This window comes from Mycobacterium sp. E183 (genome assembly GCF_001667735.1).
Lineage (GTDB): Bacteria > Actinomycetota > Actinomycetes > Mycobacteriales > Mycobacteriaceae > Mycobacterium.
The window spans coordinates 18,628-41,355 of record NZ_LZJN01000026.1 but is presented as its reverse complement, the minus strand read 5'-3'; the positions used below and the strand labels follow the sequence as shown (position 1 = coordinate 41,355).

Sequence of the window (22,728 nt, the reverse complement as noted above, 5' to 3'; positions counted from 1 at the left end):
GACTATTGTCTGGACTAACCGTAATTGATAACGTCCAGCTCAAACGGCCTACGGAAGGATCCCGGCGAGGCATGTCGATTTCGAGGGCCACCGCGGCGGAGCCGTCACGGTATGCGGCGCTACATCACCCGATCGACGTGGCGGAAGGCTGGACCCTCGATCGAGTGACCGCTCCCAGCCGGCTGTTCGGCGCCAACGGTTTGCGGACCGGCCCGGACGGTCGCGTCTACATCGCGCAGGTGACCGGAAGTCAGATCAGCGCACTGGATCACCGCACCGGCCGGCTGGAAACCGTGAGCCCGAAGGGCGGCGACATCGTCGCCCCCGACGACGTCGCGTTCGACTCCCGCGGCAACCTGTACGCCACCGAGGTGATGGACGGCCGGGTCAGCGTGCTCGACACCGCCGGGCGAACCCGAGTGCTGCGCGACGATGTCCCGTCGGCGAACGGCATCACGTTTTATCGGGACCGGTTGTTCGTCGGCGAATGCCGTGAGGGCGGCCGGTTGCTGGAACTCGATCCGGCGGGCGGATCGCCGCGGGTGCTGCTGGATGGGGTGCCGTCACCGAACGCGATGGAGGTAGGCCCCGACGGCCTGTTGTATTTTCCCGTGATGGGCGCCAACGAGATCTGGCGCGTCGATCCCGACGGCGGTGAGCCAGACTGTGTCGCAGCCGATCTCGGTGTACCGGACTCGGTCAAGTTCGACAACCACGGCCGCATCGTGTCGACCCAGGTCGCCAGCGGGCAGGTCCTTCGCATAGATCCCCGCAGCGGCGAGCGGCGGGTACTGGCCCAGTTGAGCCCCGGCCTGGACAACTGCACGTTGGTCGGCGACCGGGTGCTGGCCTCGAACTTCACCGGAGAGGTCACCGAGATCGCGCGCACCGGCGAGACGCGAACGGTGTTGCCCGGCGGGCTCAACTGGCCGCTCGACCTGGCCGTGGACCACGACGGCCGGCTTTACGTCGCCGATGGCACCTACCTCTATGTCGTGCAGCCGGACGGGTCGTTGCAGACCGCGGGCATGTTGTTCAGCCCCGGCTATCCCGGGTTCCTGCGGGGGATCGCGCCGAGCGGGCCCGGCGAGTTCGTCGTGACCACCTCGGGCGGTCAGGTCGCCCGCTACCGGCCTGCGGCCGGCCAAAGTGAGGTGCTGGCCGACGGTTTCGACCAGCTCTACGGCGTTGCGGTCGGTCGCAAGGGGGTCGTCTTCGCCGAGCTGGGCACCGGGCGGGTCCTGTCGCTGGGTGCGGGCGGCGTCGAGGTGCTGGCCACCGGCCTGCGGGATCCGGTCGGCGTCGCGATCGACGCGGAGGGCGCGCCCCTGGTGGCGGAGGCCGGGCGGGTCGTCAGGGTGAGCGGACCCGGCGGCGACATCGTGGTGGCGGATCTGCAGCGCCCACAAGGCATTCTGGTGCGTGACGGTGTGCTCTACATCGTCGATGCGGGCACCAAGGAGTTGATCGCCTTCGACCTGCATGGCCAGGTCCGGCGCGTCATCGCATCGGGGCTGCCGGTCGGCCCGCCGCCGGGTGTGGCGCCCAAACCGTTGAAAGGGATGCCCCCCTTTTCCGGCCCGCAGGGCCCCTTTGCCGGCATCACGTCCGCGCCCGACGGGACCCTCTACCTCTCGGCCGACGGCGACGGCAGCGTCCTGGCTCTACGCCGGGATGGCCGCTGATGACCCAGGCCATCGCGGGCGAGCACCGCTACCTTCAGATCGCCCGCACGCTGCGCAAGGAGATCGTCGACGGCGTCTATCCGGTCGGCTCGCAGCTCCCGACGGAGCATCAGCTGTGCGAGCGATTCGCGGTCAGCCGCTACACCATTCGCGAGGCGCTGCGCCGGCTTCGCGATGACAACCTCGTTGCGTCCCGGCCGCGAGCGGGCACCCGGGTGGTTCCGCGCCCGGCCACCAGTTCCTATGCGCAGGACGCGATGTCAATCGACGACCTGCTCGTCTTCGCGGCCGGCGCGCAGCTGACGATCGAGTCGAACGCGATGGTGACCATCGACCGGGACCTTTCCGCTCGAACCGGATTGCTCGCCGGCACACAGTGGTTGAGCGTGCGCGGGTACCGCCAGGCCGACGGCGCGTCAGCGCCCCTGTGCCGAACGGAGTACTACATCAACCGCGATTTCGCGGCGGTCGGCAGGCTGCTGCAACGGCACGCCGGCCCGATCTTCCCGCTGATCGAGGACCTGTTCGGTGTCACCATCGCCGAGCTACACCAAGAGATCGCCGCGGTGGTGCTTTCGCCCGACGTGGTCGACGGCCTCGCGGTCGAGGCGGGGACTGCCGCCCTACAGATGCGGCGCACCTATACGACGTCTGACGGCGTGGTCGCCCAGGTGACGATCAACACCCATCTGTCTTCGGACTTCCGGTATGCGATGACAATGCGCCGAGTGAAAGATTAGGTTGTTGCGGTGATCGCCCCGGCCCGCCAGGACCCCGCACGCGCGGCGGACGCGTACCGGCGCGACCTGTGGGTCCATACCACGCTGGCAGATTCCCTGCTCGCGGCCGTGGCGACTTCGCCGCGCCGTATTGTGCTGGTGGACCGGGACATTCGGATCGACGTTGCCACGCTCCACACGCAGGCCATCGCGTTGGCGAACACCCTGCTGGCGCGCATGCCGGTGGGCAGCGTCGTGTCGTTCATGCTGCCCAACTGGCACGAGGCGGCGGTCATCTATCTGGCGGCGACCCTCGCCGGGATGGTGGTGAATCCGATCCTGCCTTCGCTGCGCGACCGTGAGCTGCGCTTCATCCTCGAAGACGTCGGCGCCGCCATGATCTTCGTCCCGCACCGGTTCGGCGGTCACGACTATGCCGCGATGGTCCAGGGGGTGACGGCCGCGATGGACCGGGCGCCCGAGGTGGTCGTGCTGCGCGGCTCCGAAACGGGGCGAGCCGGCCGGCACACGCCGTACCCGCAACTGCTGGAGCAGGGGCCGGTCGCGACGCGGCTGCCCAGCCTGGATCCCGACGCCGTGCGGATGGTCCTCTACACCTCCGGCACCTCGGGCCGTCCGAAAGGCGTTCTGCACAGCCACAATTCGATTCATGCGCTGATCCGCCAGATCCGGGACCACTGGGACGTCAGCCCCGGCGACGCGTTCCTGGTGCCGTCGCCGATCGCACACATCGGCGGCTCGATCTATGCGTTCGAATGTCCGCTGCTTCTGGGCACGTCCGCGATCCTGATGGATCGGTGGGATCCATCGGCGGCCGTGGCGGTGATGGACGGCCAGCGGTGCACCCATATGGCCGGGGCGACACCGTTTCTGCAACAGCTGCTCTCCGCCGCCGAGCGTGCCGGCAGCCGGCTGCCCGCCTTGAAGGTGTTCATTTGCGGTGGCGCCGCCGTCTCGCCGTCATTGATTCGCCGGGCCGGCGCCTATCTCGACCGGGCGGTGGTCACCCGGGTGTACGGCTGCACCGAAGTGCCGGTCACGACGGTCGGAGCGCTGGAGCGAGACGAGGCCGCCCACGCGGCCGAGACCGACGGACGCGTGGGCATCGCCGAGATCAAGCTCGCCCCGCACCCGGCCGCCGCGGCCGGCGAGGGCGAAATCTGTGTCCGAGGGCCGCAGATGCTATTGGGCTACCTGCACGCTGAGGATGAGGCCGAATCCTTCGACGAGGCAGGCTATTTCCGGACGGGCGACCTGGGCCGCTGGGTCGACGGCCAGTACCTCGTGGTCACCGGCCGCGCCAAGGACGTCATCATCCGCAACGGCGAGAACATCTCGGCCAAGGAGGTCGAAGACTTGCTGACCGACCATCCCGGCGTGGCCGAAATCGCCGTCGTGGGACTGCCCGACGACCGGACCGGAGAGCGCGCGTGCGCCGTGATCGTTCCCGCGGGTTCATCACGGCCGGACGTCGCGAGCCTGCTTGCCCTGCTGCAAAGCAAGGGCGTCGCCAAATTCAAAGCGCCAGAACAGGTCGTCTTCTGGGACACGCTGCCGAAGAACGATGCGGGAAAGGTGCTGAAACACCAGATCAAGCTCGCGCTGACGAAGGTAGATGGGTGATATGCAGGTCGCAATCGTGACGGGAGCAAGCAGCGGCATCGGCCTGGGATGCGCGACGAAACTCGCCGAGATGGGGATGGCGATCGTCGGCACGGGCCGGGATCAGGGCCGGCTGGCCGAGCTGGAAAGGGCCATCAACGATCCGAGCCGTGTCGCGACACTCGCGGTCGATCTGACCGAGGACGACGCGCCGGGCCGCATCGTGGACCTCGCGGTCGGCCGCTGGGGTCACGTCGACTTCCTCATCAACAACGCAGGGGTGGGCAGCCCCAAGCCGCTGCACGAGACCGACGACGAAACACTCGACTATTTCCTGAGTTTGATGCTGCGTGCACCGTTCAGGCTGGCGCGCGAAGCGTTGCCCCACATGGGACCGGGGTCGGCCATCATCAACGTCACATCGACGTTCGCCGTCGTCGGCGGCCTGCGCGGTGGCGCCTACTCGGCGGCCAAGGGAGGGCTGACCGCACTCACCACCCACATCGCCTGTCAGTACGGGGCGGCCGGCATCCGATGCAACGCTGTGGCGCCCGGAGTGACGGTCACTCCGATGGTCGAAAAGCGCTTGGAAGACGACAGGTTCCGAAAAATCAACACCGAGATGACGCCGCATCAGAGGCTGGGGACCATCGATGACATGGCCAGCACCGTTGCGTTCCTGTGTTCCCCCGGGGGCAGCTTCATCAACGGGCAGACGATCGTCGTCGATGGCGGCTGGAGTTCGACCAAGTATCTGTCGGACTTCGCCTTGAACTCGCGTTGGGTCGAGCGTTAAGCGGGCGGAGCTCAGACGTTGAGCAGCACTTTGACCGCGCGACGTTCGTCCATTGCCTTGTAGCCTTCGGCGGCGTCCTGGAGCGGCAGGTTCAGGTCGAACACCTTGCCGGGGTTGATCTCACCGTCCCAGATCAGCCTGATCAGCTCGGGGAGGAATCGCCGTACCGGGGCGAGGCCGCCGTGCAGGTGCACCATGGAGAAGAACAGCTCATCGCCGGGCAGCGCGACGTCGTGCGAGAGGCCGACGTAGCCCACGTGACCGCCCGGTCGGGTGGCGGAGATGGCTTGCATCATCGATTGCTGGGTGCCGACCGCCTCCACGACGCTGTGGGCGCCGAGGCCGTTCGTCAGGTCTTTGATCCTGGCCACACCTTCGTCGCCGCGTTCTTCGACGATGTCGGTCGCCCCGAACTCGCGGGCCAACGCTTGGCGATCGCGGTGCCGGCTCATCGCGATGACCCGCTCGGCGCCGAGTTGCCTGGCGGCCAGGACGCCGAGCAGTCCGACCGCTCCGTCGCCGACCACGGTGACGGTCTTGCCGGGACCGGCCTCGGCCGCCACCGCGGCGAACCAGCCGGTGCCCAATACGTCGGAGGCCGCCAGCAGGCTGGGGATCATCTCTGCGGGCGGCATCTCGGGTGTGGCCACCAGGGTGCCGTCGGCCAGCGGGATGCGCGCGTATTGGGCCTGGGTGCCGATGTTGCCCATGAGTTCACCGTGCACGCAGCGGCTCTGATAGCCCGCTCGGCAGATCTCGCAGGTGTTGTCCGACGTGACGAAGGAGCCGACGACGAATTGGCCGGGCGCGACGTTGCGGACGTCGCTGCCGACCTCCTCCACGATGCCCACGTATTCGTGTCCCATGGGGGCGTTGTGCACCTCGTCGGCGCCGCGGTACGGCCACAGATCCGAACCACAGATGCAGGTCGCCGACATCTTGATGATCGCGTCCGTCGGATGGATTATCTCGGGATCACCCCGGTCTTCGACTCGCACGTCCCCCGGGGCATGCATTACGACGCCGCGCATGGGTGAGCCTTCCTCTGCATCATCATTGGTCGTTGTCGACCCTAGTCGCGGCGGCCGCGAGCCGCGCGGGCACCGGCGCCGCTCACGCGCGCGCGTTCGTGTCGACGCGCCGCCGCTGCCGGCCCTCAGCCCGCGGGCTCGAACTCTCCGACGAAATCGGAAAACCGTTGCGTGTCTTCCGCGCAAGCGCCACCGGCGCCTTTAAGCTGGCTCCGATCAAGAGGAGGGGCAGCGACGTATCGGCATCAACTATGGCGCCGGGCGACAAGGTGGTCAGGGCGCGCTAACCGCGAGTGCTGAGCCGGGCGGGATCAATACCGCGCCGGCTCGCCGTGGTCGGCGGACCCGGTGGGTCGCTCCCGTGCGCAGGGTCGGTCGGCTGGCGATCTGGGACAAGCCGGAGCGGCGCAGCGGGATTCCGGCGCTCGACGGGCTGCGTGCGATCGCCGTCGCGCTGGTGCTGGTCGGCCATGGCGGCATCCCCGGGGTGGGCGGCGGATTCATCGGTGTCGACGTCTTCTTCGTGCTCAGCGGATTCCTGATCACCTCGCTGCTTCTGGACGAGCTCGGCCGCACCGGCCGTATCGAGCTGACCGGCTTCTGGATTCGCCGCGCACGTCGGCTGCTGCCGGCCCTGGTGCTGATGGTGCTCACCGTGGGCGCCGCCCGCCAACTCCTTCCCGACCGCTCCCTCACCGGCCTGCGCGACGACGCGATCGCGGCGTTCCTGTGGGTGGCGAACTGGCGGTTCGTCGCCCAGAAGACCGACTACTTCACGCAGGGTGCCCCGCCCTCGCCGCTGCAGCACACCTGGTCACTCGGGGTGGAGGAGCAGTACTACTTCGTGTGGCCGGTGCTGCTGATCGCGGTGACGCTGGTGTTGGCCGCGCGCGCGAGGCGCCGCTTCACCCGCGCGACCGTCGGCGATGTCCGATTCGCGACGTTCGTCATCGCCACCCTGGGGGCCCTGGCTTCGGCCGCGGTCGCCATGGTGATGGTGTCCGACGGCACCCGGGATCGCGTGTATTTCGGCACCGATACCCGCGCGCAGGCGTTGCTGACCGGCGCCGCGGCGGCGGCTCTGCTGGTTCGCGACTGGCCGTCGCTGAACCGCGGCTGGTGCCTGATCCGAACCCGGTGGGCGCGGCGCGTCGCCCGCGTTCTGCCGCTCGTCGGGCTGGCGGGGCTCGCGGCGGCGACCCACTACGCGACGGGCGACAGCGGCGAATTCCGCCACGGTCTGCTCATCGGGGTCGCGGTTGCGTCCGTCGTCGTGGTGGCGCCGGTGGCCTTGGAGCAGCGCGGGGTGGTCGCCCGCATCCTGGCCGCGCCCCCGCTGGTGTGGTTGGGCACCATCTCCTACGGCGTCTACCTGTGGCACTGGCCAATCTTCCTGGCACTCAACGGCGAACGCACCGGATGGAACGGGTTGCCGCTGTTCGCCGCGCGGTGCGCTGCGACGGTGGCGCTGGCCGCGGCGTCCTGGTGGCTGATCGAGCAACCGATCCGGCGTTGGCGGCCGGCGCGGGTACCGCTGCTGCCGTTGGCTGCGGCGACCGTGGCCAGCGCCGCCGCGGTGACCCTGCTGGTGGTCCCGGTGGGGACCGGTCCCGGCCTGCGCGAGGCCGGCCTGCCGCCGGGAGTCTCGGCGGTCGCCGCCGTGTCCCCGTCGCCGCCGGGCGGCGGCCGCCCCGCCGGTCCCCGCGATCCCAACCGGCCGTTCACCGTTTCGGTGTTCGGGGATTCGATCGGGTGGACGTGGATGCATTACCTGCCGCCGACGCCGGGATACGCGTTTCTCGACCACACCGTCATCGGCTGCAGCCTGGTGCGCGGCACGCCGTATCGGTACATCGGTCAAACCCTGGAGCAGAGGCCGGAGTGCGACGGTTGGCCGATCAGGTGGGCGACGCAGGTCGCCCAGGACCAACCGGATGTCGCGCTGTTGGTCATCGGCCGTTGGGAAACGGTCGACCGCGTCAACGAGGGTCAGTGGACCCACATCGGCGATCCCACGTTCGACGCGTACCTCAACGGTGAGCTGGAGCGGGCGCTGAACATCGTGGGGTCCACCGGCGTTCGCGTGGTGGTCGCCACGGTGCCCTACAGCAGGGGCGGCGAAAAGCCGGACGGGCGACTGTATCCGGAGGACCAACCGGATCGGGTCAATCTGTGGAACACCATGCTGCGCAAGACGGTGAGCCATCACCCCAACGTGCAGATCCTGGACCTGAACAAGAAGCTCTGCCCGGACGGCGTTTACACCGCCAAGGTCGACGGCATCAAGGTGCGCAGCGACGGCGTCCACCTCACGCCCGAAGGGGTGAAGTGGTTGACGCCGTGGCTCGAGGAATCGCTGCGTTAAGCCCCGGTGCGGCAGCTCAATTCCATGCTGTCGCTGTCCCGGACCGCGAAGTTGAAGCTGACGTAGCCGTTCTCGGGATCACGCACCCGGTCCAGATACGGTTGGGTGTCCGCGGCGCTGGCGTTGTCGGCGACCACCAAGGCGCCCGTCGACAGCCGCGGCTCGAGCAGCTCGATCACCGGCAGGTACAAGTCCTTCCAACCGTCGAGCAAGACGAAGTCGACCGGTCCGTCCAGGGTGGCCAGCGTGGCCAGCGCGTCCCCTTCGAGGATCGTGATCACGTCGTCGAGGCCGGTGCTGGCGAATGTCTGTCTTGCGGCGGCGATCTTGGAGTCGTTGAGCTCGGTCGTCACCACTCGGCCGGCGCCGTTGTCGCGCACCGCAGACGCCAGGTGGACGGCGGAGATGCCGAACGACATGCCGAATTCGACGACCGTCGCCGGACGGGTCGCGCGCACCAGCGCATAGAGCAACCGGCCGGCATCGGGCGTGACCGGGATGTAGAACTCGCTCATCGCGTCGGCGCGCTCCTGCGCCGTCATCGGCCGGTCGAAGTCACCAATCCGCTGACGCAACAGCGACATCTGGTTCTGCGCTTCGGTGTACATGCGGTCGAGCACGGACGCGACCTTCGGGTCTTGGAGAGTGTTGGCCATGCCGTCGAGGGTAGGCGTCGGCGGCGCGCGAGCGGCTGCGCAGCGGCGGCGGGGGCCACGACCTGCCGCAATGGCTACGCAAATGAGTTTGACGGGCACTGGGCCGCGGTGTAAAAAGGTCTTCGCAAGCACCTCGGTAGGTGAGGCGTCTGCACGGACACAGGCCACTGACCCCGAACGTCGAGAGACGCCCCGGGTCAGGACAGCTCTTCCCGGACCCAAGGGTTGAGCCCAAGTGGCTTCCGGAACGGCCATCGACGGAGTTCCGGATACGCCGTGCAGTGCCGAAGCTCCGACGAGAGGGGTGCGACGGCGGCGTGTTGCCGGCATTCGCTCCTCCCTCGTTCAGGTGACATGTGATGACACCCGCGCGTGTCATGGCCGTGAGGAGGTGAGGGCGAGATGAGTCCAGGCGATAGTCCCTATCCGAAATCCGTCTTGTCCCGATCCGGTTCCGGCATTCATTCTGCCGCTTGAGCTTTCGCGATCATCGCTGGCAATCCGGGCACGTTCAACGCGCCCGCGGCTCGCCGTCGCTGTCCGCCTGATCTGAGCCGATCGGACCTCCCCTGAAGGAGAAGATCATGGCTTTTGTTGTCACACAGCGTGTTACCGGTCGCACCGGGGGGCGCGGCCGGGCATTGCTGCGGTCGGCGCGCCTGCTGGCGACCAAGCTGCACGCGCGGAGCGCCCTGACTCCCCAGGAGCGGGCGAACCTGTACGTGTCGCGGATGCCGATCGCGGTGGTCACGGCCTCGCTGGGCGGCCACCCCTCGACCGGCGACCGCCGGTGACGCTTCGGGCGAACACACCATGACCCCCGTGTCATCCGAGGCCCTCGGCGCCGTCAGCGCGCCAACGACTCCGGCCGCGCCACCCGCCGGCGACATCGTCAGTGCGTTCGGCCGCATCGGCGCGACGGAGCCGGGGCCGCCGTACGGGCGCTCGGGGGCGGCCTGGATCCCGAGCAGGTCGACGAGCTCGACGACACCCCAACGCTCACCCGCGCGGAGCGCCGCGCGGTCCGCCGGGCGGGGCTGTTCACCCTGCGGGCTTATCTAGTCGTCGCGGTAGCCCTGGTGGTGGTCAAGATCGTGCAGGCGGGAGTCGTCGGCCCCGCCGCGTCATTGTGAATCCGTAGGCAGCAGAACGATTTTGCCGCGGGTGTGGCGCTTCTCCAATTCTTCGTAGGCGTCGGCGACCCGATCCAGCGGGTAGGTGGCGGCGACCTCGAAATCGATCGCGCCGTCGGCGACGAGGCCGGCTATCCCGGTCAACACCTCCGGCGTGGACGCCTCGGCGCTGCCTTCGGTCTTGGCGCCCACCTCGGCGGCCTTCTGGAACGAGATGATGGTGTCGATTCGCTCGGGTGCGACGCCGAGATCGACGGCAAGCTGCACGTAGTCGGGGCCGAACAAGTCGATGAACGCGTCGATCCCGGACGGTGCCGCCTCGCGCAGCCGAGTGGTCAGCCCGTCCCCATACGGGATCGGGATGGCGCCGTGGGCGCGCAGCCAGTCGGCGTTGTCGGGTCCGGCGATGCCGAGCACCCGTGCCCCGCGGAGCGCGAGAAGTTGCACGGCGATGCCCCCCACCCCGCCCGCGGCCGCCGAGACGCCGACCGTCTCACCCGGTTGCGGTGCCACGGCCCGGACGGCAGCGTACGCCGTCACGCCGACGACGTAGAGCGAACCCGCCACCTCCCAACTGAGTTGGGGCGGTTTGCGGATCAGCTGGCCCACTGGGACGGCCGTGTGGGTCGCGTGGCTGGATCGGCGGAAGCTGAACCCCAAAACCTCGTCGCCCACCGCGAATTCGGTGACCCCGGCGCCGACCTCGGTAACGACCCCGGCGAGGTCGCTGCCCTGCCCGGATGGGAAGGTCGCGGGAAACATCTCATGCATCGCGCCGCTTCGGATAGCCGCCTCACCCGGATTGATCCCCGCGGCGCGGACCTCGACCACCACCTCGCCGGGCCCGGGCCGAGGCATGTCGATGTCGGCCACGTACAACACCTCCCGGCCCCCGTACCGGTCGAACCGTACGGCGCGCGCCGCAGCAGCCGTCATGTCGTTTCCTCCCACCGCGAGCATCCCTTCCCTCAGCCAGCATAGGCACGCAAAGGCGGGTGCCCAGTGCCCGTCTGGTGGCGCGGCCGCGAAGGCACCAGCGGCGTCAGACGCGGAAGGAACGCCCATGGAGGTGCGGTCGACGTCGGACGTAAGCAAGAGGTCGCGATCATGAGGGGCTTGCCCGGCTAACCACTACACCATCCCGAGTAACCGCAAGTCGAACACGTACTTGGCGATCAAGTCGGCCGACAGGTGCGGAATGTCCTTGTCCGCACCGATCTTTGCGGCCTGGACCGCCGCACGGAAGACGTCGGTCGGGGCCGGCGCCCCGCGCAGCGGCCGCTCCGGCTGGTGGTAGGCGTCCAGCAACGGCAGCACGGATTGTTGCCGCTGCTGGTCCGGCAGGGCGCGGAGCGCCGTGCCGAACCGCCGGAGCCACTCGTGGTAATCCTCGATGCGCCGGATGTCGTGGCCGTCGGCGATCAACCAGTCCACGAACACGTCCAGGGAGATCCCGTCGTCGTGCGGGTTCATCACGTCGAAGGAGCGGAACGTCCCGGACGGCTCCGGCTCGTCGGGGGCCATCGCGAGCTGCTCGCCGAGCGCCGCCACGGCCTCGGCCACGAAGTCCGCGGGCAGGCCGTCGTAGTGGGCCCTGGCCCGGTCGCCGGTGCCGGTGGGCTCGTAGAACGACGACGGCGCGATTCCGGTGACCAGCAGGCTGAAGATCAACCGCGTGAAGGCATCTGGAACGTTCAGCTGCCCGGCGTAGCGGCTGTGGGCGAGGATCATGTCGGACCGGAAGACGGCGACCGGCAGCTCGCAGAGATCGTGCGCCTCGCGCAGCAGCACCTCTCCGGCCCACTTGCTGTTCGCGTACCCGTTTGCGTAGCCGGATCCGATCGGCCGCACCGGGCTGATCGTGCGGATGTCACCGTCTTCGGTGAACCGGGCCGGATCGACGGACATGGCCACGGCGACCGTCGACAGATAGGTCACCGGTTTGATGCGTGCGGTGAGCGCCAGGCGGATGATTTCAGCGGTGCCAACGACATTGGGCCCGAACAGCTGGTCGTACGGCAACACGTGATTGACCAGCGCCGCCGGGTGAACGATCATGTCGACGCTGCGGGCCAGCCGGTCCCACGTCGCTTGGTCCAGCCCCAGGCTCGGCTCGCCGATGTCGCCGGCGATGACCTCGAGGTGGTCGGCCGCCAATTCGCGGAACCGATCGACCAGATGCGGGTCGCCACTGCGGTAGACACCTTCGAGACGCTCGGCGGCCGCTGCCGCATCGGTGCCGCGCACGATGCAGACCAGTCTTCCGCCCGTCTCGGCGAGGCGCTCCAGCCATTCCAGGCACAGGAAGCGGCCGAGATAGCCGTTGGCGCCGGTCAACAGCACCGTGTGCGGTGTGCCGGTGGCCCGCGGCAGGGTGGGGGCGTCGGCCAGCGTCTTCGGGTCGAGGAATTTGTCCAGCCTGAGGTCGGTCGCGCGGGCCTCGGTGGCGTCCATCCCGTGCACGGACCCGAACGTCGGGCGGCGTGACCCCGAATGGCGCTCGGCCTCAACGAATTCCGCGAGCTGAGCCAGATCGGTGGCCGGACCGATGATCCTTCCCACTGGCACCTCGACGTCGAAGATGTCCTGCAGCAGGTTGGAGAAGGTCAACGCCGACAGCGAATCCCCGCCGAGTTCGATGAACAGGGCGTCGGGGTCGGGCGGACCGCCGGCGAGACCGAGGAGCGCCTCGGCGGCGCGGGACAGCGTGTCGATGACCGGCCGATCCGCCGCTCCCTCTCGCAGCGCCCGCAACTCGGAAACCCGGTTGGCGGCCAAGTCCGCGTACAGCTGCTCGAGCCGGTCGCCGTAGTGCTCCTTGAGCTTCGGCCGGAGCAGCTTGCCCACCCCGGACAGCAGACCGTTGTCCTCACTGAACGGCTCGACCTCGACGAGAAAGTCGGCGGGCACCTCGTAGGACTGCAGCTCGGCGAGGCCGGCTGCCTGGCGCAGGGATTCGTGCAGAGCGGTCTTGATCCCGTCGGCATCACCGGCGAACCTGTCCAGCGCGTCGGCGGTCGGCACGATGACGGCCAACAGATACGGGCGTTCGCTGTTGCCGTAGACGAAGATCTGCCGAATCAGCGCCGCGCTGCTGAACACGGCCTCCAGGCTGGCGACGGCGACGAATTCGCCTTGGGCGAGCTTCAATACGTTGTTGCGCCGGTCGACATAGGCGAGCCGGTTCGGCTCCAGCTCCGCCATCACATCACCGGTCCGGTAGTAGCCCTGCGCGTCGAAGGCATTGGCGGTGACGTCCGGGCGCTTGAAGTATCCGGGCGTGGCCGTCAGCGACTTGACGAGCAGCTCGCCCCGCGGAAAGGGCTTGTCGGTAAGGAAATAACCCAACTCGGGTACGTCGATGAGCTTGTAGTCCAAGACCGGCGGCGCAGCGATCCGGCCGTCCTTGGTCACCATCCCGACCTCGGTCAGCCCGTAGCCGTCGAGGACATGGACCTCCAGGCAACTCTCCACGAAGGCCCTCATCTCGGCTGCCAGGGGCGCGGTGCCGCAGAAGGCGGTGACGATGCGCCCGCCCAGCACCCGCTCGCGCAACTCGGTGCGCGCCTCGGCTTCCGCGGATTCCGCGTCGGCCCCCTGGGCGACCCGCCGGTCGACGGCACTCTGGTAGCGCTGGTACAGCATCTCCGCCACCCGGGGTACCAAACCCATTTCGGTGGGGCGCACCAGGTTCCAGTCGTCGAACAGCGTGGACAGGTCGCTCTCGGGCACGAAGTAGCTGGTGCCGCCCGCCTGGAACGCAGTCGACAGGGGGATCCGGCCGCCGAGGTGATTGAGCGGCATGAAATTGACGTTGAACACGGGTGTGTCCGCGAAGTCGGGCATCAGCTCGTTGGTCCACAGCTTGCACAGCATGCGCTCGGTGTACATGGCACCCTTGGGCAGCCCCGTGCTGCCCGAGGTGTACATGATCATGGCCAGCCGCTCGTCGGTGCCGCCGGCGTACGCCGGCTCGGGCGGCAGGGCGCGGCCGCGCTCGATCAGCTCGTCGAACGTCTCGATCGTCACCGACATGCCGGCGGCCGAAAGCTTCGCCCGCGCACGCGCCAAAGCCTCGCGCTGATCGTCGATTTGGGGGGAGTAGTCGAAGACCACCAGGCGTCTCACCGACGCGCTGCCCAGCGCCGCTTCGACGGCCAGGTCGAGGTAGCCGGCGCCCGCCGCGAGTACTCGCGGCTCGACCTCGGCGACGATGGGCCGCAACCGGGACGCCGCCGCATTGTGCTGCAGGGGCACCGCGACCAGCCCGAGATACCCGCAGACCAAATCCAGGGTCAGGTACTCGGCGCTGGCGAAACCGACTGTGGCGACGAAGTCTCCGGGCGCCACCGGGTGAGCCGTGTCGTTTCGCCATGCGGTGGCGATCGCTCCTACGTTGGCCCACAGATCGCGGTAGTTGAGGGTCTCGAACCGGGGGAGCAATTGCGCAGTGGTGCGGCCGCTTTCGGGATCGGTGACCAACGAGCGTGCCCGCCAGCCCAGCGCCGGACGATCGGCGTAACCGTCGACGAAAGTCTGCAGGATCTCGGTCAGCCGCAGTCCCGGCCGGCGGGCCGTCCGCTGGAGTGACGGGTCCGGCTTGGCGCTCCGGAACTGCTCGTCCCCCGCGTCCAGTCGGCGAATCCGGTCGGCCACCCGCTCGCGCGCCGCGCTGCTCGCACCCGCAACGTTCGATTCTTCGTGCGCCGCGTCACCGGTCATGAACAGCCTCTCGCTCGGGTCCTCGTCCTACCGGAACTCACCGTCGCGGGCCAGTCTTCCGTTCAAGCGTTGTGACGGTTGTCACAGGGGAGGGAAGGTTGGATCACGCCGCGTTTCAAAAGGGCGCGTGCGCCGCCAGGATCAGGCGACGACCTGAATCGGATCCCCCACGTTCACCTGGTTGAAGTACCACGCGGCGTTGTCGGGGCTGAGGTTGATGCAGCCATGGCTCACGTTGGCGTAGCCCTGAGAATCGACCGACCAGGGCGCGGAGTGCACGTAGACGCCGCTCCATGTGACGCGGACGGCGTATTGGGCGGTGATTTTGTATCCCTCGGGTGAACTCAGCGGGATGCCGATGGTCCGCGAATCCATCACGACCGACCGCTCCTTTTCCAGGGCGGTGAAGTTGCCGACCGGCGTGGGCCGGCTGGGCTTGCCCATCGAGGCAGGCATGGTGCGCAGCACCTCGCCGTTTCGGCTGACGGTGAAGGTGTGCCCGGAGATGCTCGCAACGCCGAGAAGCGCGTCACCGGTGTCGAATCCCGTCGTGAGGGCCTGGATACCCACCGAGACGTGGGTGTGAGGAGGCCAGTACTGGTTCGGCACCCACTGCACGACATCGTCCTTGACCCATTCGAAGTGCCCCGGTGTGTTGCTCGGCGACGTCACGTGGATGGACCGCTCGACGGCGGCGCGGTCACCGACGGGTGCCCGGAAAGTCACCACCACCGGGTGCGCGACCCCCACTACCGCGCCGTCGGCCGGCAAAACCGCGGCGATGCCGGGCATGGGTTGGGGAGCGGGAATGGCGGCGTGGCTGCGGCCGGTCGCTCCGACGAGGCTCAGCGTCGTGATCGCGACCATAACAAACAGATAACGAACACCGCGGCGCATGGCGTCCACCCTTCGGTATGGTGCGATAAACACCAGATTATTCTACTGGCTGTCCCGGCGCTGCCGCTTTCAGCAAACTCTGGCGGGTTCGCCGCTCAGCGGTAGCGATCCGATCATCGCGTAGATTCCGCCATGTTGACTGGATGCTCGGTTCATGGCGGACCCTGGCCCGGTCTGACGGGGATTACCATTTTGGGCTGGAGATAAACGACCCGCTTGCGCGGCGGTTGCCGCCGTCGGGGCGGTTTCCCACCAGCGCAGTCGCTTTCGGGGTGCGGCCGAGTTCGGCCCGCCCGCGCCGCCGCTTTCCACCGAGCTTCCTCGCCGGCCCGCTGATTGGCCGGGGCGCCGGTGACGCGTTAGCCTCAGCAAAACTCCTTCGGGCCGAGGAGGTGCGGGTGCTCTTCCGTCAGCTGGAGTATTTCGTCGCGGTCGCGCAGGAGCGCCACTTCGCCCGCGCTGCCGAGAAATGCTTCGTCTCCCAACCGGCGCTCTCTGCCGCGATCGCCAAGCTGGAACGGGAACTGAACGTCACCCTGATCAATCGCGGCCACAGCTTCGAGGGCCTCACGCCCGAAGGGGAGCGGTTGGTGGTGTGGGCCAGGCGGATTCTGGCCGAACACGACGCGTTCAAGGCCGAGGTGCATGCGGTGCGGTCCGGCATCACCGGCATGCTCCGGTTGGGGACGGTGCCCACGGCGTCGACGACGGCGTCGCTGGTGCTCTCGGCGTTCTGCTCCGAGCACCCGTTGGCGAAGGTGCACATCCTTTCCCGGCTGGCGGGCACCGAACTGTACCGTCGGCTGCGGGAATTCGAACTGGACGCCGCGATCGTGCACGCAGAGCCCGACGAGGCCCATGAGGTGAATCTGGTGCCGCTGTACCGGGAGCACTATGTGCTGTTGTCACCCGCGGACATGTTGGGGTCCGCCGCATCGACGATGACCTGGCCGGAGGCCGCCCAGCTGCCGCTGGCATTGCTCACCGCGGACATGCGGGACCGGCAGATCATCGACAAGGCATTCGCGGACCACGCCATAGAGGTGTCGCCCCAGGTCGAAACCGACTCCGTCGCTTCGCTATTCGCACAGGTCGCCGCGGGCAACTGGGCGTGCATCGTGCCGCACACCTGGTTGTGGACGTCGCCGCTGGGCCCGGAGGTCCGCGCGGTGCAGATGGTCGACCCGGTGCTCACGGCGGACATCGCCCTGGCGACCAATTCCGCAGGCCCCGGGTCGCCGATCGCCCGGGCGCTCGCCGCCTCCGCCGCGCAGCTGTCGCTGAACGAGTTCTTCGACGTGCAACTGTCGCGTATCACCCACCGGCGTTGACCGCCTTGCTGGTCGGGTTCAGGCTCGCCAGATGCCCACTTTCCACTCCCGCCGCCGGGTCGAGTTCGCAGTCGATGACCGCCGGTCCGCGAGAGCCAATCGCCTCGGACAGGGCAGAGCGTAACTCCGAAGGGGTGGTGACGTGATATCCCTTGCCGCCGAAGGCCTCCGCGATCAGCTCGTGACGTGCCCGCGCGTTGAGCACGGTCGGTGCCGGGTCGGAGCCGTTGGGTGCCTCGTCGCCGCGGTAGACGCCACCATTGTTGAGAATGACCACGGTCACCGGCAGGCGGTAGCGGCAAATGGTCTCGACTTCCATGCCGCTGAACCCGAACGCGCTGTCCCCCTCGATCGCGACCACGGGCTGCCCGGTCTCGACGGCGGCGGCGATGGCGTAGCCCATGCCGATGCCCATGACGCCCCAGGTGCCCGTGTCCAGCCGGTGGCGCGGTAGCTCCATACCGATGACGTTGCGGGCCAGGTCCAGCGCGTTGGCCCCCTCGTTGACCACGTACGCCTCCGGGTTGTCCTGCAGCACAGCGCGAATCGCGCCAAGCGCGTTGTAGAAGCGCATCGGGTGCGGATCTTCGGCCAGCCGCTCGCGCATCTTGGCATCATTGCGGGCGGTGCGCTCGGCGAGCTCCCCGGTCCATTCCGCGGGCGCGGTGACGGGACGGGCGGCCAAGCCGTCACGCAACGCCGTCATCACCGAGCCGATGTCACCGGCCAGGGGCGCCGCGATCGGCTGATTGCTGTCGAACTCCGCCGGCGCTATGTCGACCTGAATGAACTTGGCGTGCGCCGACCACTGCGGCGAATCCCCATGCCCGAGAAGCCAATTCAGACGTGCGCCGACCAACAGCACCGCGTCGGCGCGTGCGATCGCGAGCGAGCGCGCGGCCGCCGCCGACTGCGGGTGTGAATCCGGCAGCAGGCCCTTGGCCATCGACATCGGCAGAAAAGGAATGCCGCTGGCCTCCACGAACTCGCGGATCACGTTGTCCGCCTGGGCGTATGCCGCCCCCTTGCCGAGCACGATCAACGGTCGTTCCGCTCGCGCAAGCACCTGCAGCGCGCGCTCGACCGCCTCGGGTGCCGGCAGCTGCCGGGGCGCCGGGTCGACGATCCGCCAGACGGTGTCCGCGCCGGCCGCGGCGTCCATGGCTTGCCCCAGCACGTCGCCGGGGATGTCGAGGTACACGCCGCCGGGACGGCCGGAGATCGCGGAGCGCATGGCGCGCGCGACGCCGCGCCCGATGTCCTCGATCCGGTTGATCCGGTAGGTCGCCTTCACGAATGGCCGCGCGGCGTTGAGCTGGTCGATGTCCTGGTAGTCACCGCGCTGCAGATCGACCAGCGCCCGATCGCTCGATCCCGAGATCTGGATCATCGGGAAGCAGTTCGTGGTGGCGTTGGCGAGCGCCGGCAACCCGTTGAGGAAACCGGGACCGGACGTCGTGAGGCACACCCCCGGCCGGCCGGTGAGGAATCCGGCCGCGGCCGCCGCATTGCCGGCCGAACCCTCCTGCCGGAAGCCGATGTAGCGGATGCCGGACGCCTGTGTGACGCGGGCGAGGTCGGTGACCGGGATGCCGACGATCCCGTAGACGGTGTGCACGTCGTTGGCCTTGAGCGCCTCCACCACCAGGTGGAATCCGTCGATCAGCCGCGCGGACCCCTGCGCCTGGCCGGGGGATGCCGAAACTGCGGTCATGGTGGTGACTCCTCACGTCTGGTCGGAGGTGAAGCAAAGCCTGCGCCCTTACTTTGACGCCGGGGCCCGGCGGGTGTCCAAGACGGGGCCGCTATGCGCCGATACATGTCGTCTATCGGCGCTAGTCAGCCGCGGTTTCGCGGCGTCGATAGCCGTTGGTTATCGGCCGTGAGTGATTCGGTATTGGACGGGTGGGAGGCTCACCCGGCATGGTTCGAGCAGTTGCTTGTGACGGCGAAGCGTAAAGGAGCGAAGCGATGAGGTCTGAGGCGATCGTCAGCAGCGAAGCCGCGGGGTCGGCGGAGATCCCGGATGCACGCATCGTGGATCTGGTCGAGGAGGTGGCCCGCCGGTCCCCGGAGGCGCCCGCTCTCGTCGTCACCGCCGAGCGGATACCGCTCGGCTACCGCGATCTAGTCCAGCTGGTGGACGACCTGGCCGGGCAGCTCCGACAGGCCGGGCTCCGCGCGGGTGACCGTGTCGCGCTGCGCTCCGCAAGCAACGCTGAATTCGTCGTCGGACTGCTGGCGGCTTCGCGGGCCGAACTGGTTGCGGTTCCACTGGATCCGGCCCTGCCGGTCGGCGAGCAGCGCGCCCGCAGCGAGGCCGTGGGGGCCAGGGCGGTGCTGATCGACGGCGACGCGCCCGACGACCAAGGCGAACGCGACCTGCCGTGGTGGCCGTTCGCGGTCACGGCCGGTGCTACGGATAGCGCCCCGGCGGTGCGCCTGGCCGCGACTGCACCTCCGGCGCAGGGCTTTTCGACGCCCCAGGGGCTGCGCGACGACGACGCCATGATCATGTTCACCGGCGGCACCACCGGGGTGCCGAAGATGGTCCCGTGGACGCGCGCCAACATCGCCGCCTCGGTGCGGGCGATCATCGCCGGATACGGCCTCGGACCGCGCGATGCCACGGTGGCAGTGATGCCGCTTTACCACGGTCATGGGCTGCTCGCCGCGCTGCTGGCGACCCTGGTGTCCGGCGGTGCGGTGTTGTTGCCCGCGCGTGGACGGTTCTCGGCCCACACCTTCTGGGACGACGTCGACGCCGTCCGCGCCACCTGGTACACGGCGGTGCCGACGATCCATCAGATCCTCTTGGAGCGGGCAGGAGGCGACCGACCCGGCAACGCCGCGTTGCGATTCATCCGCAGCTGCAGCGCGCCACTCACGGCCGAAGCGGCACGGCAGCTGCAGGACACGTTCGGCGCCCCGGTGGTCTGCGCCTTCGGCATGACCGAGGCCACCCATCAGGTGGCGACGACCGAAATCGGCCATGACGAAAACCCCGGTGCCACAGCGGGTCTGGTCGGCCGGTCGACCGGGCCGCAGATTCGGATCGTCGGATCCGACGGCTCGCCCGTGCCGGCGGGAGAGGTCGGCGAGGTCTGGTTGCACGGGCCGACCGTCGTCCGGGGTTACCTCGGCGACCCCGCGATCACCGCGGCAAATTTCACCGACGGGTGGCTGCGCACCGGTGATCTGGGAACGCTGTCGGCGTCGGGCGAGCTGATCATCCGCGGCCGCATCAAGGAACTGATCAACCGGGGCGGGGAGAAGATCTCCCCGGAACGCGTCGAGGGCGTGCTCGGCAGCCATCCCGGCGTGCTGGAGGTCGCCGTGTTCGGGGTCCCCGACAAGCTGTACGGCGAGGCGGTGGCCGCGGTGATCGTTCCCCGGGGCCCCGTCGCACCGACCGCGGAGGAGCTCGCAGAGTTCGGGCGGGACCGGCTGGCCCCCTTCGAGGTGCCGACCAGCTTTCAGCAGGCGGCGGAGCTGCCGCATACCGCGAAGGGCTCGCTGGACCGCCGCGCCGTCGCCGGCCAGTTCGGCGCCGGGGCTTGACGACTCAGACGCTGGCCTTCACCCGGGTGGCCGCGGCCTCCGGCATGGGTTCGTAACGGGCGAAGCCGCGGGTGAACGACGCGGCCCCGTGGGCAAGCGAACGCAGGTCGATCGCGTAGCGCGTCAGCTCCACCTGGGGCACCTCGGCTTTGACCAGCGTGCGTTCGTGGCCCGCGGTGTCGGTGCCGAGGACACGGCCACGCCGGCCCGACAGGTCGCCCATCACCGCGCCGACGAAGTCGTCGGGGACCAGTACCGAGATTTCGTCGATGGGCTCGAGCAGGCTCACCTTCGTCGCCGCGGCCGCCTCCCGCAGCGCCAGGGCGCCCGCCGCCTGGAACGCGAAGTCCGACGAGTCCACGCTGTGGGCCTTGCCGTCGAGCAGGGTCACCCGGATGTCGACGACGGGATAGCCGGCGTGCACGCCCTTCTCCATCTGCGCGCGGACGCCCTTCTCCACGCTCGGGATGAATTGCCGGGGCACCGCCCCGCCGACCACCTTGTCGACGAACTCGAATCCGGACCCCTCCGGCAGCGGCTCCACTTCGATGTCGCACACCGCGTACTGGCCGTGCCCGCCCGACTGCTTGACGTGGCGACCATGCCCTTTTGCCTTGCCGCCGAAGGTTTCTCGCAGTGGTACGCGCAGTTCCACGGTGTCGACGGTGACGCCGTAGCGGTTGGCCAGCGCGTCGAGGACGACCCCGGCGTGGGCCTCGCCCATGCACCACAACACGATCTGGTGTGTCTCCTGGTTCTGCTCGATCCGCAGCGTCGGATCCTCGGCGGCCAGCCGGCCCAGTCCGACCGACAGCTTGTCCTCGTCGGTCTTGGCGTGCGCCTGGATCGCCACCGGCAGCAACGGTTCGGGCATCGTCCACGGTTTCAGGACGAGAGGCTCCGCCTTGTCCGAGAGGGTGTCGCCGGTCTCGGCCCGGCTCAACTTGCCGATGGCGCAGATGTCGCCCGCCACCACGGCGGTGGCCGGGCGCTGCTGCTTGCCGAGCGGGAACGACAGGACCCCGACCCGTTCGTCTTCGTCGTGGTCGGGGTGCGTGCTGCCGTTGCCGTTGACCGCGCCGAAGAAGGACGCAAAATGGCCCGACACATGGACCGTCGTGTCGGGCCTGATGGTCCCGGAGAACACCCGGACCAGGCTCAGCCTTCCGACGTAGGGGTCCGACGTCGTCTTCACCACCTCCGCCAGCAGGGGAGCGTCGGGGTCGCAGGTCAGCGTCGCGTGCGGCGCGCCCTGCGGCGTAAACACCTCCGGCAGTGGGTGTTCCATCGGGGACGGGAAGCCGCGCGTGGCGACCTCCAGCAATTCCAGCGTGCCGACGCCGGTGCTGCTGCACACCGGGATCACCGGGAAGAACGAACCCCGGGCGACCGCCCGCTCCAGGTCCTCGATCAGGACCGCCTCGTCGATGGACTCACCACCCAGATAGCGATCCATCAGCGATTCGTCCTCGGATTCCTCGATGATGCCCTCGATCAGGGTGCCACGCGCCTCCTCGATCCGGTCGGCGTCGGCCGGATCGGCCTGCTCTGCGGTCCGCTTTCCGCCGGAGTAGCGGTAGCGCGTCTGCGACAACAATCCGATCAGGCCCTCGCAGGACGGCAGGCCGGTCGGGAGGTAGAGCGGTAACACCTTGTCGCCGAACGCGTTCTGCGCGGCGGCCAGCGCCTCGGAGTAATTGGCCCTGGTGTGGTCGAGCTTGGTGATCACCACGGCGCGGGGCATGCCGACCTGGTCGCATTCCTGCCACAGCGATTTGGTGGGTTCGTCGACACCCTCGTTGGCCGCGATCACGAACAGCGCGCAATCCGCGGCGCGCAGGCCGGCCCGCAGCTCGCCGACGAAGTCGGCGTATCCGGGCGTGTCGACCAGGTTGATCTTGATGCCGTCGTGGGCCAGGGAGGCGACGGCAACGCCGACGGACCGCTGTTGGCGGATCTCGGCGTCGTCGTAGTCGCACACCGTGCTGCCGTCGGTGACCGAGCCCGCTCTAGTCAGCACCCCGCCGGCGACCAACAGCGCCTCGACCAGGGTGGTCTTGCCGCCACCGGACGGTCCCACCAGGACGATGTTGCGCACCTCGCCGGGACCGTTCGCGGTGGGGGCGGCCGCCGCGCCCTGGGAAGCATTCGCCTTGTCCGCCATGACGTTCCTCCAGTTCTCCCCGGCCGCGTCGCCGAGGGGTGCGCC

Annotated in this window: 15 protein-coding genes, 1 pseudogene and 1 riboswitch; of the genes and pseudogenes, 9 read left to right on the top strand and 7 right to left on the bottom strand. The window is 68.7% G+C overall.

The features are described 5' to 3' along the window. Window positions 1–71: 71 nt before the first annotated feature. From A5691_RS02310 to A5691_RS02295, 4 genes are read left to right on the top strand one after another with little or no spacing between them, the layout of a single operon-like run. A complete protein-coding gene (locus A5691_RS02310; RefSeq protein ID WP_068017637.1) occupies window positions 72–1,685 on the top strand; it encodes an SMP-30/gluconolactonase/LRE family protein in 1,614 nt (537 codons plus the stop codon). Next, entirely contained in the window at window positions 1,685–2,425 is a 741-nt protein-coding gene (locus A5691_RS02305; protein ID WP_068017634.1) for a GntR family transcriptional regulator, read from the top strand. Before A5691_RS02310 ends, A5691_RS02305 begins: the two co-directional genes overlap by 1 nt. Before the next feature lie 9 nt (window positions 2,426–2,434). Beyond that, the gene (locus A5691_RS02300) at window positions 2,435–4,048 is read left to right on the top strand and encodes an AMP-binding protein (protein ID WP_068017630.1); all 1,614 of its coding nucleotides are present in this window, start codon (window positions 2,435–2,437) and stop codon (window positions 4,046–4,048) included. After that, complete coding sequence (locus A5691_RS02295) at window positions 4,041–4,823, top strand: SDR family NAD(P)-dependent oxidoreductase (protein ID WP_067749431.1); 783 nt, start codon at window positions 4,041–4,043, stop codon at window positions 4,821–4,823. The genes A5691_RS02300 and A5691_RS02295 overlap by 8 nt, the downstream gene beginning before the upstream one ends. 11 nt (window positions 4,824–4,834) lie before the next feature. Here A5691_RS02295 and A5691_RS02290 read toward each other — a convergent pair whose 3' ends face one another. Then, complete coding sequence (locus A5691_RS02290; RefSeq protein WP_068017627.1) at window positions 4,835–5,854, bottom strand: zinc-dependent alcohol dehydrogenase family protein; 1,020 nt, start codon at window positions 5,852–5,854, stop codon at window positions 4,835–4,837. 310 nt (window positions 5,855–6,164) lie between these two features. On the opposite strand from A5691_RS02290, the gene A5691_RS02285 reads away from it, so the two are divergent. Continuing rightward, window positions 6,165–8,219, top strand: coding sequence for an acyltransferase family protein (locus A5691_RS02285; protein WP_197498987.1), 2,055 nt, complete (start codon window positions 6,165–6,167; stop codon window positions 8,217–8,219). Here A5691_RS02285 and A5691_RS02280 read toward each other — a convergent pair. Further along, a complete protein-coding gene (locus tag A5691_RS02280) occupies window positions 8,216–8,875 on the bottom strand; it encodes an O-methyltransferase (RefSeq protein ID WP_067889986.1) in 660 nt (219 codons plus the stop codon). The genes A5691_RS02285 and A5691_RS02280 overlap by 4 nt on opposite strands. Before the next feature lie 125 nt (window positions 8,876–9,000). Beyond that, window positions 9,001–9,186: riboswitch (M-box (ykoK) riboswitch) on the top strand. A 273-nt stretch (window positions 9,187–9,459) separates the two neighbouring features. On the opposite strand from A5691_RS02280, the gene A5691_RS27800 reads away from it, so the two are divergent. Together A5691_RS27800 and A5691_RS28495 are read left to right on the top strand one after the other, a co-directional pair. Beyond that, the gene (locus A5691_RS27800; RefSeq protein WP_156669942.1) at window positions 9,460–9,669 is read left to right on the top strand and encodes a hypothetical protein; all 210 of its coding nucleotides are present in this window, start codon (window positions 9,460–9,462) and stop codon (window positions 9,667–9,669) included. A 129-nt stretch (window positions 9,670–9,798) separates the two neighbouring features. After that, window positions 9,799–10,008, top strand: a pseudogene (locus tag A5691_RS28495) (manganese transporter); the annotation flags it as partial. On the opposite strand, the gene A5691_RS02275 reads toward A5691_RS28495, so the two are convergent. From A5691_RS02275 to A5691_RS02265, 3 genes are all read right to left on the bottom strand, one after another. Next, on the bottom strand, window positions 10,000–10,944 hold the full coding sequence (locus A5691_RS02275; protein WP_067749831.1) for an NADP-dependent oxidoreductase: 945 nt from the start codon (window positions 10,942–10,944) through the stop codon (window positions 10,000–10,002). The pseudogene A5691_RS28495 and the gene A5691_RS02275 sit on opposite strands and share 9 nt — an antisense overlap. 195 nt (window positions 10,945–11,139) lie before the next feature. Continuing rightward, window positions 11,140–14,730 carry a carboxylic acid reductase gene (car, locus tag A5691_RS02270; protein WP_068017625.1) on the bottom strand — a complete coding sequence of 1,197 codons (3,591 nt, stop codon included), beginning with the start codon at window positions 14,728–14,730 and terminating at the stop codon, window positions 11,140–11,142. Window positions 14,731–14,871: 141 nt separating this feature from the next. Then, complete coding sequence (locus tag A5691_RS02265) at window positions 14,872–15,627, bottom strand: L,D-transpeptidase family protein (protein ID WP_067749835.1); 756 nt, start codon at window positions 15,625–15,627, stop codon at window positions 14,872–14,874. 398 nt (window positions 15,628–16,025) lie between these two features. On the opposite strand from A5691_RS02265, the gene A5691_RS02260 reads away from it, so the two are divergent. After that, complete coding sequence (locus A5691_RS02260; protein WP_067749837.1) at window positions 16,026–16,958, top strand: LysR family transcriptional regulator; 933 nt, start codon at window positions 16,026–16,028, stop codon at window positions 16,956–16,958. Here the strand turns inward: A5691_RS02260 and oxc are convergent. After that, a complete protein-coding gene (gene oxc, locus A5691_RS02255; protein ID WP_068017622.1) occupies window positions 16,942–18,672 on the bottom strand; it encodes an oxalyl-CoA decarboxylase in 1,731 nt (576 codons plus the stop codon). The genes A5691_RS02260 and oxc overlap by 17 nt on opposite strands. Before the next feature lie 257 nt (window positions 18,673–18,929). Here oxc and A5691_RS02250 point away from each other — a divergent pair, with 257 nt between their 5' ends. Further along, window positions 18,930–20,519 (top strand): FadD7 family fatty acid--CoA ligase, encoded by a 1,590-nt coding sequence (locus A5691_RS02250; protein WP_068017619.1) that lies wholly within the window; start codon window positions 18,930–18,932, stop codon window positions 20,517–20,519. Window positions 20,520–20,523: 4 nt separating this feature from the next. On the opposite strand, the gene A5691_RS02245 is transcribed toward A5691_RS02250, so the two are convergent. Next, on the bottom strand, window positions 20,524–22,683 hold the full coding sequence (locus tag A5691_RS02245) for an elongation factor G-like protein EF-G2 (RefSeq protein ID WP_067780893.1): 2,160 nt from the start codon (window positions 22,681–22,683) through the stop codon (window positions 20,524–20,526). Between the last annotated feature and the right edge of the window lie 45 nt (window positions 22,684–22,728).

What these genes read in the sequence shown, in the direction of transcription:
- A5691_RS02310 (WP_068017637.1), top strand. Translation starts at nt 72, where the DNA reads ATGTCGATTTCGAGGGCCACCGCGGCGGAGCCGTCACGGTATGCGGCG.
- A5691_RS02305 (WP_068017634.1), top strand. Translation starts at nt 1,685, where the DNA reads ATGACCCAGGCCATCGCGGGCGAGCACCGCTACCTTCAGATCGCCCGC.
- A5691_RS02295 (WP_067749431.1), top strand. Translation starts at nt 4,041, where the DNA reads ATGGGTGATATGCAGGTCGCAATCGTGACGGGAGCAAGCAGCGGCATC.
- A5691_RS02290 (WP_068017627.1), bottom strand. Translation starts at nt 5,854, where the DNA reads ATGCGCGGCGTCGTAATGCATGCCCCGGGGGACGTGCGAGTCGAAGAC.
- A5691_RS02280 (WP_067889986.1), bottom strand. Translation starts at nt 8,875, where the DNA reads ATGGCCAACACTCTCCAAGACCCGAAGGTCGCGTCCGTGCTCGACCGC.
- A5691_RS27800 (WP_156669942.1), top strand. Translation starts at nt 9,460, where the DNA reads ATGGCTTTTGTTGTCACACAGCGTGTTACCGGTCGCACCGGGGGGCGC.
- A5691_RS02275 (WP_067749831.1), bottom strand. Translation starts at nt 10,944, where the DNA reads ATGACGGCTGCTGCGGCGCGCGCCGTACGGTTCGACCGGTACGGGGGC.
- car (WP_068017625.1), bottom strand. Translation starts at nt 14,730, where the DNA reads ATGACCGGTGACGCGGCGCACGAAGAATCGAACGTTGCGGGTGCGAGC.
- A5691_RS02265 (WP_067749835.1), bottom strand. Translation starts at nt 15,627, where the DNA reads ATGCGCCGCGGTGTTCGTTATCTGTTTGTTATGGTCGCGATCACGACG.
- oxc (WP_068017622.1), bottom strand. Translation starts at nt 18,672, where the DNA reads ATGACCGCAGTTTCGGCATCCCCCGGCCAGGCGCAGGGGTCCGCGCGG.
- A5691_RS02250 (WP_068017619.1), top strand. Translation starts at nt 18,930, where the DNA reads ATGAGGTCTGAGGCGATCGTCAGCAGCGAAGCCGCGGGGTCGGCGGAG.
- A5691_RS02245 (WP_067780893.1), bottom strand. Translation starts at nt 22,683, where the DNA reads ATGGCGGACAAGGCGAATGCTTCCCAGGGCGCGGCGGCCGCCCCCACC.